Origin of the sequence: uncultured Fibrella sp. (genome assembly GCF_964250085.1) — a bacterium.
Taxonomy (GTDB): Bacteria; Bacteroidota; Bacteroidia; order Cytophagales; family Spirosomataceae; genus Fibrella.
In genome coordinates, this window is sequence record NZ_CAXUEC010000001.1 from 893,592 (window position 1) to 906,490 (window position 12,899).

8 protein-coding genes are annotated in these 12,899 nt (G+C 55.6%); all 8 read left to right on the forward strand.

Annotated features, from left to right (window positions below; all coding sequences use genetic code 11):
• Positions 1-12 precede the first annotated feature (12 nt).
• The 8 genes from ACFE8Q_RS03570 (at position 13) to ACFE8Q_RS03605 (ending at position 12,732) form a co-directional block, all read left to right on the forward strand.
• Positions 13-1,416 (forward strand): arylsulfatase, encoded by a 1,404-nt coding sequence (locus ACFE8Q_RS03570; protein WP_375443980.1) that lies wholly within the window; start codon positions 13-15, stop codon positions 1,414-1,416.
• The gene (locus ACFE8Q_RS03575) at positions 1,413-3,278 is read left to right on the forward strand and encodes a rhamnogalacturonan lyase (protein WP_375443981.1); all 1,866 of its coding nucleotides are present in this window, start codon (positions 1,413-1,415) and stop codon (positions 3,276-3,278) included. Before ACFE8Q_RS03570 ends, ACFE8Q_RS03575 begins: the two co-directional genes overlap by 4 nt.
• Positions 3,279-3,456: 178 nt before the next feature.
• Entirely contained in the window at positions 3,457-4,245 is a 789-nt protein-coding gene (locus ACFE8Q_RS03580) for a rhamnogalacturonan acetylesterase (protein WP_375443982.1), read from the forward strand.
• A 187-nt stretch (positions 4,246-4,432) separates the two neighbouring features.
• Positions 4,433-6,535 carry a bifunctional aldolase/short-chain dehydrogenase gene (locus ACFE8Q_RS03585; protein WP_375443983.1) on the forward strand — a complete coding sequence of 701 codons (2,103 nt, stop codon included), beginning with the start codon at positions 4,433-4,435 and terminating at the stop codon, positions 6,533-6,535.
• Between the two features lie 70 nt (positions 6,536-6,605).
• Complete coding sequence (locus tag ACFE8Q_RS03590) at positions 6,606-7,739, forward strand: glycoside hydrolase family 88 protein (RefSeq protein WP_375443984.1); 1,134 nt, start codon at positions 6,606-6,608, stop codon at positions 7,737-7,739.
• Positions 7,740-7,968: 229 nt separating this feature from the next.
• The gene (locus tag ACFE8Q_RS03595; RefSeq protein WP_375443985.1) at positions 7,969-10,839 is read left to right on the forward strand and encodes a glycosyl hydrolase; all 2,871 of its coding nucleotides are present in this window, start codon (positions 7,969-7,971) and stop codon (positions 10,837-10,839) included.
• Positions 10,840-10,890: 51 nt separating this feature from the next.
• Complete coding sequence (gene rhaM / locus ACFE8Q_RS03600; protein WP_375443986.1) at positions 10,891-11,205, forward strand: L-rhamnose mutarotase; 315 nt, start codon at positions 10,891-10,893, stop codon at positions 11,203-11,205.
• 165 nt (positions 11,206-11,370) lie between these two features.
• Positions 11,371-12,732: a Gfo/Idh/MocA family protein gene (locus ACFE8Q_RS03605; protein WP_375443987.1), complete on the forward strand. Its 1,362-nt coding sequence runs from the start codon at positions 11,371-11,373 to the stop codon at positions 12,730-12,732.
• The last annotated feature ends 167 nt before the right edge of the window (positions 12,733-12,899 follow it).

Sequence of the window (12,899 nt, forward strand, 5' to 3'; positions counted from 1 at the left end):
GGGTACACATCTATGAAACAACTCCTTTCCCTTATCCTGCTGCTGACCATCGGCATCGCGGCTGTTCGGTTTCAGCCGGTGACAAAAAAGCCTAACGTCATCTTTATTCTGGCTGATGATATGGGGTATGGCGATCTCGGCTGTTTCCGGTCCGCCGTCGCGGGGCAAAAGCAGATTCAGACGCCAAACATCGACCAGTTGGCGAAAGAGGGTATGCGCTTTACGCAGGCGTATGCCGGTACGTCCGTTTGCTCGCCCTCTCGGAGTTCGCTGATGACGGGGCAGCACACTGGACACACCTACATTCGGGGAAATTTCGGTCCGAACCGCAGCCGCGTTTCGTATCCCGACAGTATTTTCACGATGGCCGAACTGTTTAAAACACAGGGTTACGCAACGGGCATTTTTGGGAAGTGGGGGCTGGGAACGAAAGGGTCGACCGGGACGCCCAACAAACAGGGATTCGATGAATTTGCGGGTTACCTCGACCAGAACCACGCCCACGATTACTACACCGACCACCTCGACCTGAACGAGTCTGTGGTGCAACTCCCCGAAAATAGCGGCGGTAAAAAAGGGACGTATTCTGCCGACTGGTGCTTCGATAAGCTGAAAACCTTCGTGCAGGGCCACACCGAACAACCCTTCTTTATCTTCTTCGCCACCACACTGCCACATGATAAATACCAGCTTGCTGTAAAACCGCAGTACGTCAACAAGGACTGGCCCGAAGGGGAGAAAATTTACGCCTCGATGGTAACCCACCTCGATCAGCAGGTAGGTGAGTTGCGCAAACTGCTGAAACAATTGAAGCTCGATGATAACACGCTGATCGTCTTCACCAGCGACAACGGCCCCGCCACGCTGGCGGCTAGCGGACCGGATAGTCCGGCGTTTGATGCGTCGTTTTTCAACAGTTCGGGCGGTCTGCGCGGGATCAAGCGCGAGATGTACGAAGGCGGCTTGCGCGAGCCGATGATCGTCAGTTGGCCGAACCACATCAAGGCGGGAACAACCAGTACGTACCCGGTCGCGTTCTGGGATTTCATGCCCACGTTTGCGTCCCTGACCGGCTATGAAAAGCCGATAACGACCGATGGCCTGTCTATTCTTCCGCTGCTGACCGGCGGCAAGATGGCGGCTCAACCCGGCCGGACACTGTACTGGGAGTTCCACCTCGAAGATAGCAAGGTGGGCGACATGAAGCAGGCCGTGCGTTGGAACAACTGGAAAGCCGTTCGCAACAGCGTCAGCCAGCCCGTCGAACTGTATGACTTGAGCCGCGATGTACAGGAAAAGACTAACCGGGCCGCTGCGGAGCCAAAACTAGTGCAGCAATTAACGACCCTGATGCAGCAGGCGCACCGTGAGTCGGCTTACTGGCCGGTACCGGGCGCACAAACAACCCAACGATGAAAAACTTGACCAAACACGTACTCGTAATCACCTGTCTGTTGCTGATTGGCGGGTCGAGCAACGCCCAACGGCTGATGGAAAACCTGAGCCGGGGTGTTGTGGCCATCAATCAGGGCGGCGGAAACGTGTATGTTGGCTGGCGATTGATGGGCACCGAACCCACCGATATTGCCTTCGATCTGTACCGCACCACGGGCAGCGGTAAGGCACTGAAACTGAACAAACAACCGATCACCCAAAGCACCAATTTCGTCGATCAGGGTGTTGACCTGAGCCAGCCAGTCAGGTACGTGGTGAAAGCGGTGCTGAAAGGGAAGGAGCAGTCGGCCAGTGAACCGTTTACGCTCGCGGCAAATGCGCCCGCGCAACCATACCTGAGTATTCCGTTGCAAACGCCCGCTGGCTACACGCCCAACGATGCGTCGGCGGCGGATCTGGATGGCGACGGCAACTACGACATTGTACTGCATCAGGCAGGTCGTGGTCGTGATAACGGCTCGGCGGGCATGAGCGACGCGCCCATTCTGGAAGGCTACAAGCTGGACGGTACCTTGCTCTGGCGCATCAACCTCGGCACGAATATCCGCGAAGGGGCGCACTACACGCAGTTTATGGTCTATGATCTCGACGGCGACGGGCGGGCCGAAGTGGCCTGCAAAACCGCCGACGGTACCATCGACGGACAGGGTAAAGTTATCGGTGACTCCACGAAACACTGGGTACGTGCCGACGGTAAAATTCTGGATGGCCCTGAGTTCTTCACCATTTTCGACGGAAAAACGGGCGCGGCCCTGGCCACTACCGACTACATTCCTTCGCGCTACCCGACCGACGGCTGGGGCGGTATTGGCGGCAACGGTGGCACGGACAATAACGGCAACCGGGTCGACCGGTTTCTGGCCTGCGTGGCGTACCTCGACGGTAAACTGCCCAGCGTGGTCATGTGTCGGGGGTATTATGGCCGTACGGTGCTGGCTGCTTGGGACTGGCGCGGAGGCAAACTGACATCGCGGTGGGTGTTCGATTCAAAAGATAAACCCGGCTTTTCGGGCATGGGCAACCACAACCTGACCGTCGCGGATGTGGATGCTGACGGAAAGGATGAAATTATATACGGTTCAATGGTGGTCGATGATACGGGGCAGGGTTTATTCACGACCAAACTCCGCCACGGCGACGCACTGCACGTCACTGACCTGGACCCCACCCGGCCGGGCCTGGAAGCGTGGGGTATTCACGAGAATGAAGAGAAGGTAGAGGGCTACGAAAACGGCTACGGCGCGGCGCTATACGATGCCCGGACGGGCGAGATTATCTGGGGTACGTTCCCCGGAAAAGACGTCGGACGAGGCGTGGCGGCTGATATCGACCCCGATAATCCTGGCGGCGAAATGTGGTGGTCGGGTAGCGATGGCCTGTACGATGCGAAGGGCAAACGAATTGGCAGCAGTCCCCCGTCGACGAATTTTCTCTGCTGGTGGGATGGCGACCTGACCCGCGAATTGCTGGACGGAAACCATATCGATAAATACCAGAACGGTGCCCCGGCCACCCGGCTGCTCACCGCCACCGATTGCTCCTCCAACAACGGGTCAAAAGCAACGCCTACCCTCAGCGCCGACCTCTTCGGCGACTGGCGCGAAGAGGTGATCTTTCGTGCCAACGACGGCAAAAGCCTGCGCATTTACACCACGACCATCCCAACGGAATACCGCTTCTACACGCTCATGCACGACCCGCAATACCGCCTGAGCATCGCCTGGCAAAACGTCGGCTATAACCAGCCGCCCCACACTAGTTTCCACATTGGTGCAGGCATGCAAACCCCGCTCAAGCCGAACATTGTAACCAGCTTGAAATGAATTGACTGTATGTTTTGCTTCGCGCTCTAGGCCCTTCGACAGGCTCAGGGTGACAACTCACTCGAGCAGGTGAATGACAAACTTGGGTGGGATTGTCACCCTGAGCCTGTCGAAGGGCCTAGAGCGCGAAGCAATACAACCACTAAACCAACCCCAATCAAATCCGTCAAAATTCAACATGAAAAAGCACCTCAAATTAACCCTATTCGCCCTACTCGCTTTCGCTGGTATCGCGGCGATGCAGGCACCGCGCCCAACGCTGTACATCATTGGTGACTCTACCGTTCGGAATGGCTCCGGAAAAGGGTCGGATGGCCTTTGGGGCTGGGGAAGCCTGATTTCCGCGCATTTCGATACAACGCGCATTCACATCGAAAACCACGCCATCGGCGGGCGTAGTAGCCGCACCTTCCTGACCGAAGGGCGGTGGGACAAGATCATGGAGCGACTGGCCCCCGGTGATTACGTCATCATGCAGTTTGGCCACAACGATGGCGGGGCCATCAACGACAGCACCCGCGCCCGTGGGTCGATCAAAGGTATGGGCGATGAAACCCAGGAAATCGACAACATGATGACTAAGAAGCATGAAGTCGTGCATTCGTTTGGCTGGTACATGAAGAAGTACATTGCCGACACGAAGGCAAAAGGAGCCACGCCGATCGTGTGTTCGCTGGTACCGCGCAATGTCTGGAAACAGGGTAAAGTAGAACGCGGATCGGGCAGCTACGGGAAATGGGCGGCTGAAGCAGCTACGGCGGGTGGTGCCTATTTCATCGACCTGAACGAGATCATTGCGAAGAAATACGAGGCCGGTTACGACGAAGCCAAACTGAAAACGGATTTCTTTCCCGGTGATCACACCCATACTAATTACAACGGAGCCAAATACAACGCCGCCGCCGTGGTGGAAGGCCTTCAGCAATTGAAAGACTGCAAGCTGAACCAGTATGTGGTGAAGTTGTAGTTGAGGCTTGACGCACTACGAAAGCAACAGGCTCATCTTTTCCGCAAATAGCAGGAGAGTTCAGGAGGCCTATACCAACTGAATAGACCTACTTTACCAGCTTGCCAACCGATCGTTAGCGACAAATGCCAATGAATGACGCGAAACGAATGATATTTTCCTAAAACGCCTATAACCTGCAAATCAAATGACACCTATACAAACTTTCCGTCACGTCAGCTACCTCTGGGATGATGCCAAAGCGGATGAACTGGCAGGCAATGAAGTGGACCTATTCATCTATCGGTCGAACCGGCTCGGTGCTGACCTGCGCCTGACGAATTATGCCGGAGGCAACACGTCGGTGAAATTGATGGAAACCAACCCGCTGACCGGCGAGCCGGTGGAGGTGATGTGGGTGAAAGGATCGGGGGGCGACATCGGGACGTTGACCAAAAAAGGGTGTGCCAATCTATACGTCGACCGGCTGCATGCCATCAAGAAGCGCTATCGGGGACTGGCGTTTGAAGACGAAATGGTAGCCTTGTTCACGCATTGCCTCTTCGACCCGACCTGCGCGGCTCCATCTATCGATACGCCGTTGCACGGGTTGCTGCCGTTCAAACACATCGACCACCTGCACCCCGACGCGCTGATTGCGATTGCCGCCAGCCGTGATGGCGAAGCAATCATGCGCGAGATCTGGGGCGATACCATGGCCTGGCTTCCGTGGCAACGTCCCGGCTTCGACTTGGGCCTGAAACTGGAAGAGACCGTCAAACAGAACCCGAATCTGCGGGGCGTCATTCTGGGCGGGCACGGCCTGTTTACCTGGGGTAATACGTCGTACGAATCGTATATGAACACGCTCGAAGTCATCGAGCAGGCATCTGATTACCTCGAACAGCATTACGGTACGAAACGCGCTGTGTTCGGTGGCGCGGCCCGCGAGTCAGACGAGGATCAGGTACGTTACCAGAAAGCGGCCGATCTGATGCCTACCCTGCGCGGCCTGGCGTCGGGTCAGCGGCAGATGATCGGTCATTTCACCGACGACGCCCGCGTGCTGGAATTCGTCAACTCAAACGACCTGCCCCGACTGGCTCAACTGGGTACGTCCTGCCCCGACCATTTTCTGCGCACGAAAATCCGTCCGTTAGTGCTTGATCCCGCGCAACTGGCCGCCGATGAACAGGCGTATCTGAGCAACGCCTTTGCCGATTACCGGGCCGACTACGCCGCCTATTATGAGCGTAACAAACGCCCGAACAGTCCGGCTATCCGCGATGCCAATCCGGTGGTGATCCTGTATCCGGGCGTGGGCATGTTCACCTTCGCCAAAGACAAGCAAACGGCGCGCGTAGCGGCCGAATTTTACACCAATGCCATCAACGTGATGCGTGGTGCCGAGGCCATTTCCAACTACGTTGGGCTGCCGGAACAGGAAGCGTTCGACATTGAATATTGGCTGCTTGAAGAAGCTAAACTTCAGCGAATGGCCAAACCGAAAGCACTATCGGGCAAAATTGCGCTCGTGACGGGCAGCGGCGGCGGTATCGGGAAAGCCATTGCCAGGAAAATGGCTGCTGAAGGTGCCTGCGTGATCCTGAACGATATTGATCAGGATCGCCTCGACGCTTCGAAAGCGGAATTTGTGAAAGCGTTCGGTGCCGATGTAGTGTCGACCACGACGCTGAACGTGACCAACGCCGGGAGTATCAGCGACGCATATAAAGCGGCCTGTCTGGCATTCGGCGGCGTCGATATTGTGGTCAATAATGCGGGCATCAGCATTTCGCGGCCCATCGCCGAGCATACGATCGAGGAGTGGGACCGGCTGTATGATATTCTGGTGAAAGGCCAGTTTATGGTTACGCAGGCCTCTGTAGCCGTGATGCGGAAGCAGAAACTGGGCGGTGATATCATCAACATCGTCTCGAAAAATGCACTGGTGGCCGGACCAAACAACGCCGGTTATGGCTCGGCCAAAGCCGCGCAACTGCATCTGAGTCGCCTCAATGCAGCCGAACTTGGCGGCGATCATATCCGGGTCAACACGGTGAACCCCGACGCCGTTATTTCTGATTCGAACATCTGGGCGGGCGGTTGGGCCGAAGGCCGGGCCAAAGCTTACGGCATCACCGTGGCCGAACTGCCTGCTTATTACGCCAAACGTACCCTGTTGAACGAGATCATTCTGCCCGACGATATTGCCAACGCCTGTTTCGCCTTCGTGGGTGGTCTACTTGCCAAATCGACCGGTAACGTGCTGAACGTGGACGGTGGCGTAGCGATGGCATTTGTCCGGTAATCGTAACGCGGACTTCAGTCCGCATTTGCCCGAAAAAAATGCGGACTGAAGTCCGCGTTACGTTAAGTCAATGAAAAAGACCCACTTGATCACCAGCCTGTTTATCAGTCTGCTACTGATAACACCGACTGTCGACGCGCAGAAACTGCCTGCTAAAAAGGAGATTCTGGCCAAAATGACGCTGGCCAATGACTACTTCATGGCGAAGTGGCCTGATACCGGCAAAGAAATCGTGACCAACAAAACGCGCCCCAGCCACATCTGGACGCGGGCCGTGTATTACGAAGGCTTGATGGCGCTCTACGAAACCGACAAGCAGAAGCGCTACTACGACTACGCCGTTGACTGGGGCATGAAGCATAACTGGGGTATGCGAAGCGGCATCAAAACCCGCAACGCCGATGACCAGTGCTGCGGCCAGACCTACATCGACCTCTACCTGATCGATAAGCAACCCCAACGAATTCACGATATCAAAGCGTCGATCGACAGCATGGTGGCGAGCCCGAAGGTCGATGACTGGAATTGGATTGATGCGTTGCAGATGGCGATGCCGGTGTTTGCCAAGCTGGGTGTGATCTATAAAAATCCGGCCTACTTCGAGAAGATGTACCAGATCTACATGTACTCGAAAACGAAGCACGGCGGTCAGGGGCTATACAACCCAAAAGATGGCCTGTGGTGGCGTGATAAGGATTTTGTGCCGCCCTACAAAGAGCCCAACGGCGAAGATTGCTACTGGTCGCGGGGCAACGGCTGGGTGGTGGCGGCGCTGGTTAAGGTGCTCGATATCATGCCGAAAGATGCGCCTCACCGCGCCGAATACGAGCAAACGTACCTGGCCATGATGAAGGCGCTGGCGCCGCTGCAACGCCCGGACGGCTACTGGAACGTGAGTTTACATGATCCGACCAATTTCGGGGGTAAAGAAATGACCGGTACTGCTCTGTTTGTATACGGCATGGCCTGGGGAATGCGCAATGGCCTGCTCGATAAAAAGGTGTACGCGCCCATCGTGGCTAAAGGCTGGAATGCCATGGCAACCGAAAGCGTCGATACCGACGGCCGGCTGGGCTGGGTGCAGGGAACGGGCAAAGAGCCGAAGGAAGGTCAGCCGGTAACGTTTACCAGCAAACCCGATTTTGAAGATTATGGCCTTGGCTGCTTCCTGCTGGCCGGTGCCGAAGTGTATAAACTGAAGTAGAGTAAAATAGTGATTGGTTGTTGGCTTCGCACTGTAGTGCTGACGCTAGGCCCTTCGACTAGGCGTCCCCGACAGGCTCAGGGTGACACTCCCACTCAAGTTGGTCATCAACATCTAGATGTGAGTTGTCACCCTGAGCCTGTCGGGGACGCCTAGTCGAAGGGCCTAGCGTCAGCATACACTACAGCTCGAAGCCAGCACCACTATCAGCCAAATTCCCTTAACCGAGATGAGAAAATATATAGTCCCCAGCCTGCTTTTAGCCGCGTTACTGACGGCTGGTCAGACCGCTTACAGTCAGCCGAAATGGCCGACCATTACCCAGCAGGCTAAACCCTGGACGCGTTGGTGGTGGATGGGCAGCGCCGTGAACGATGCCGACCTGACACGCCTGCTGGAGCAATACCAGAAAGCGGGGCTGGGAGGCGTTGAAATCACCCCGATATATGGCGTAAAAGGGGAGGAGAAGCAGTTCATCAGCTTCCTGTCGCCGAAGTGGATGGACCGCCTCACGCATACGCTGACCGAAGCACAGCGGCTGGGTATGGGCGTTGATCTGGCGCAGGCGTCGGGCTGGCCGTTTGGCGGTCCCTGGGTGACGCCGGACGATGCCTGTAAGTACGTGGCTTATAACAGCTACACGGTGAAAGGCGGCGAGTCGCTGAAGGAGCCTGTTGTGTACATACAAAAGCCGCTGATGCGGGTGGTGGGCGAGCCGATCGACATCAAAAAACTGATTGATCCGATCGCGAAGAATCCCGATCTGCAACTACACGCCTTCGATCAGGTACGTTTCGAGAAGCCGCTGCCATTGCAAAGTTTGATGGCGTACCCTGAAAAGGGCGAACCCGTTGAGCTAACCAACCGCGTTGATAAGTCAGGTACGTTAAATTGGGTGGCCCCCGCCGAACCGTCGGACCGAGGTAAATGGACGTTGTTTGCTGTTTTTGAAGGCTGGCACGGGAAGCAGGTCGAGCGGGCTGGTCCCGGCGGAGAGGGCGACGTGATCGATCACTTTTCGAAAACGGCGACCGACCATTACCTGCAGCGGTTTGATCAGGCGTTTAAAGGGTATAACCTGACATCGCTGCGGGCGTTCTTCAACGATTCGTATGAAGTGGATGACGCATCGGGCGAGGGCAACTGGACGCCGAACATGTTTGCCGAATTCAGCAAGCGGCGCGGCTACGACCTGAAAGCCTATTTGCCCGCCCTGTTTGGTAAAGACACCGACGACGCTAACAAGCGCGTATTGAGCGATTACCGGGAAACGATCTCGGAGCTATTGCTCGAAAATTATACCAAAACCTGGAGCACCTGGGCGAAGGGCAAAGGCAAGCTGATTCGCAATCAGGCGCACGGCTCACCCGCCAATATCCTCGATCTGTACGCCATTACCGACATTCCCGAAATTGAAGGAACGGAACTGTTACGCATCAAATTTGCGTCGTCGTCGGCGCACGTGATGGGTAAACAACTGGCTTCGTCGGAATCGGCAACCTGGGATAATGAGCATTTTCTGTCGAAACTGAGCGATATTAAAAAAGATATGGACCGCTTTCTGCTGGGGGGCGTGAACCACACGTTCTACCACGGCACCAACTACTCGCCCCAAAGCGCCGCCTGGCCGGGCTGGCTGTTTTACGCCGCCGTTCATTTCAACCCCAACAATAGCTTCTGGACGGATTTTGGCCAGTTGAACCAGTACGTAGCGCGTTGCCAGTCATTTTTGCAAGCTGGAAAACCTGATAATGATGTGCTCGTTTACCTGCCCATCTACGACGCCTACACCCGCCCCGGAAAAGTGCTCTTACAGCATTTTGATGGGATCGACCACGGGTTTAAAGGGTTGCCGGTGGAAGAGCTAACCGAATCGATGCTGGCAAAGGGCTACGCGTTTGATTTCATTTCTGACAAGCAACTGCTGGGCGTAACAACGGCGGGTGGCAAGCTGCAAACGGGCGATAATACCTACAAAACGATTCTGGTGCCGGAAGCGAAATACATGCCGCTGGGTACGTTCCAGCAGTTGATGAAGCTGGCTTCGGCCGGTGCTACAGTCATTTTCGCAGGTGGCCTGCCTGAGGACGTGAATGGCATGGGCAACCTGGAAGCGCGTCGGGCTACGTTTAAAAATGGGCTGGCCGGTCTAAAATTTACCAATGAAAAAGGCGTTGAACGGGCTACGGTTGGCAAGGGCCTAATTTTAACCGGCAAGAAAGTTGATCAGTTACTGTCGGAAGCTGGGGTTAACCGTGAAACGATGGTCGAGAATGGCCTGCAGTGTATTCGTCGGGCTACCAAAACCGGGCATTATTACTTCATCACCAACTGGGGCGAGAAGGCCGTCGACGGCTGGGTGCCGCTTCAAACAACGGCTAAGTCGGCCGCATTATACAATCCTATGACGGGCCAAACGGGTATGGCGTCGTTTCGGGCGGTGGGTGATGCCGTGGCGGGCGGTAGCGAAGTGTATCTGCAACTGGCCCCCGGCGAGTCGTGCCTGCTGGACTTGACCCAAACCGCCGTTAGTGGTCCGGCCTACGCTTACCGGAAAGCGGCGGGAGCACCGCAGCCAATTACCGGAAGCTGGACTATCAACTTCACGAAAGGCGGGCCCGAATTGCCCAAAACCGTACACACAACTGACCTTGGAAGCTGGACGAAACTGGATGGTGATGCGGTGAAGAAATTCTCGGGCACCGCCGCGTATTCAATCAACTTCCCGATGCCAACGGGCACGGCCAACGAGTACCTGCTTGATCTGGGCGGCGTGGCCGAAAGCGCGCAGGTGCAGCTCAACGGCGTAAACCTGGGTACGTTGCTTGGTCCCGTGTATCAGGTAACAGTGCCGAAGCAGGCGATGAAAGCGACCAATACGCTGGTTGTGACGGTCTCGAACAGCATGGCCAACCGCATCATCGACATGGATAAAAACCATGTGGTCTGGAAGAAATTTTACAACATCAACATGTCGGCTCGCCTGAGAGAAGACCGCGGTGCCGACGGTAATTTCACCGCCGAAAAGTGGGATCTGAAACTGTCTGGTTTGCTGGGTCCGGTAACGATCACACCAATGGATGTGGTGTCGGTGAAGTAGTAATTATGATGCTTTAGCGTAGCCCCGCCACTAAAAAGCAACACCAAAAAAATGGAAGAAATAGCCTTTACCATGCAGTTGAAGCCCGGCGTTGTGGCGGAGTATAAACGGCGGCATGATGAAATCTGGCCGGAACTGTCGGCGGCGATTACTGAAGCGGGCATCCGTGATTATTCGATCTATTTGGATCCGGTATCAGGTACGTTGTTTGCCGTGCAGAAACGATTGCCGGGCCACACCGCCGACGCCTTGCCCGAACTACCGGTCATGAAACGATGGTGGGCATACATGGCTGATCTGATGGACACCAATTCGGATAATTCGCCCGTTGCCAAGCCGCTGGAGCCGATCTTTCACGCCGATTAGCCGCCTGCCTGAGCAGGTAAGTACGGGAAGGTTGAGCAAATGGGAAAGGTAGATTTGCATGTAAAAAGGTCCTCCGTCCTCCGTCTTGCATCCTCTGTTACGCTGCTAAGTAGCGAAGCAACAGAAGACGCAAGACGGAGGACGGAGGGCAGAAAGCTTTCCTTTATGTCGACCGAGAACCTCAGCCGTAGAAATTTTATTCAGCAATCAGCCGTCGCTACGGCTGGCTTGCTATCGGCCAGTAGCGTAGCCGCTATAGCCGCATCAATAGACCCAACATCGGCGGTGAAACGCCGGATTGCGATGGTTGGCACCGGCCACCGGGGCACCAGCATGTGGGGCGTACCCGTTGCGAAGGAGTTTGGCGATCTGGTCGAGTTTGTCGGCTTGTGTGATAAAAACCCCGGTCGGGCAGAAACAGCGCGGAAGATGCTGAATGTGACCTGCCCGCTCTACACCGACTTCGAGAAGATGATGAAGGAGGCGAAACCCGACCTGCTCATTGTAACGACGGTTGACGCGACGCACGATCAGTTTATTATCAAAGGCATGGAAATGGGCGCGGACATCATCACGGAGAAACCGATGACGACCGATGAAACCAAGTGCAACGCGATTCTGGAGGCCGAGCGCAAAACGGGCAAAAAAGTAACCGTGACATTCAATTACCGGTACTCGCCGCACCGCCGGAAGCTATACGAAATTCTCCGCGCCGACACCATTGGTAAGGTGACATCAGTTGATTTTCACTGGTATCTCGACGTTAAACATGGGGCCGATTATTTCCGTCGCTGGCACCGGCTGCGCGAGAATAGCGGGTCGCTCTGGGTGCACAAAGCCAGCCACCACTTCGACCTGCTGAACTGGTGGCTCGAATCGGAACCACAGACGGTTTACGCGCAGGCTTCGCTGGATAATTACGGCAAGAACGGTCCGTTCCGGTCGACGAACTGCCGCCCGTGCACGTTCAAAGACAAGTGTTCGTTTTATTACGACATGACCAAAGACAAGCGTCTGATGGCCCTGTATGCCGATAATGAGAAGTTCGACGGCTACCTGCGCGATGGCTGCGTGTACAAAGAGGATATTAATATCTTCGACAAGATGGCCGCGACGATCCATTACGCCAACGGCGTGAACGTGGCCTATTCGCTGACGACGTATTCGCCCTACGAAGGGTACCGCATCGCGTTCAACGGCACCAAAGGCCGCGTAGAAGCCTGGATAAAAGAAACCGGTGCCATGACATTGGAGCCTTACGACGAGATCATGATCTCGCACAACTTCGGCAAGATCGAAACCATCCGCGTACCACAGGCCGACGGGCACGGTGGCGGTGATGCGTTGCTCCGCGATAAGGTTTTCCGTAATCCTAAAGCGCCCGATACCTTCCGGCAGTCGGCGGGGAGCCGCGATGGAGCGATGGCAATTCTGGTCGGTATTGCTGCCCGTAAAAGCGTCGATTCCGGCAAGCCCGTCAACATTGCCGATCTGACCGAGTTGAAGCCGCTGGCGGTGAAGGCGTAGGTACGTTGCTTCAAGTATAAAGGCTTCGCGCTGTAGGCCCTTTGACAAGCCTACTCAAGTTTGTCATGCACCTGCTGGATGTGCATTGTCACCCTGAGCCTGTCGAAAAGCCTACAGCGCGAAGCCAACTATATACACGAAACACCACAATCGTAGCTTCCTCTTTT

What these genes read in the sequence shown, in the direction of transcription:
- rhaM (WP_375443986.1), top strand. Translation starts at nt 10,891, where the DNA reads ATGGAAGAAATAGCCTTTACCATGCAGTTGAAGCCCGGCGTTGTGGCG.
- ACFE8Q_RS03585 (WP_375443983.1), top strand. Translation starts at nt 4,433, where the DNA reads ATGACACCTATACAAACTTTCCGTCACGTCAGCTACCTCTGGGATGAT.
- ACFE8Q_RS03575 (WP_375443981.1), top strand. Translation starts at nt 1,413, where the DNA reads ATGAAAAACTTGACCAAACACGTACTCGTAATCACCTGTCTGTTGCTG.
- ACFE8Q_RS03590 (WP_375443984.1), top strand. Translation starts at nt 6,606, where the DNA reads ATGAAAAAGACCCACTTGATCACCAGCCTGTTTATCAGTCTGCTACTG.
- ACFE8Q_RS03570 (WP_375443980.1), top strand. Translation starts at nt 13, where the DNA reads ATGAAACAACTCCTTTCCCTTATCCTGCTGCTGACCATCGGCATCGCG.
- ACFE8Q_RS03580 (WP_375443982.1), top strand. Translation starts at nt 3,457, where the DNA reads ATGAAAAAGCACCTCAAATTAACCCTATTCGCCCTACTCGCTTTCGCT.
- ACFE8Q_RS03605 (WP_375443987.1), top strand. Translation starts at nt 11,371, where the DNA reads ATGTCGACCGAGAACCTCAGCCGTAGAAATTTTATTCAGCAATCAGCC.
- ACFE8Q_RS03595 (WP_375443985.1), top strand. Translation starts at nt 7,969, where the DNA reads ATGAGAAAATATATAGTCCCCAGCCTGCTTTTAGCCGCGTTACTGACG.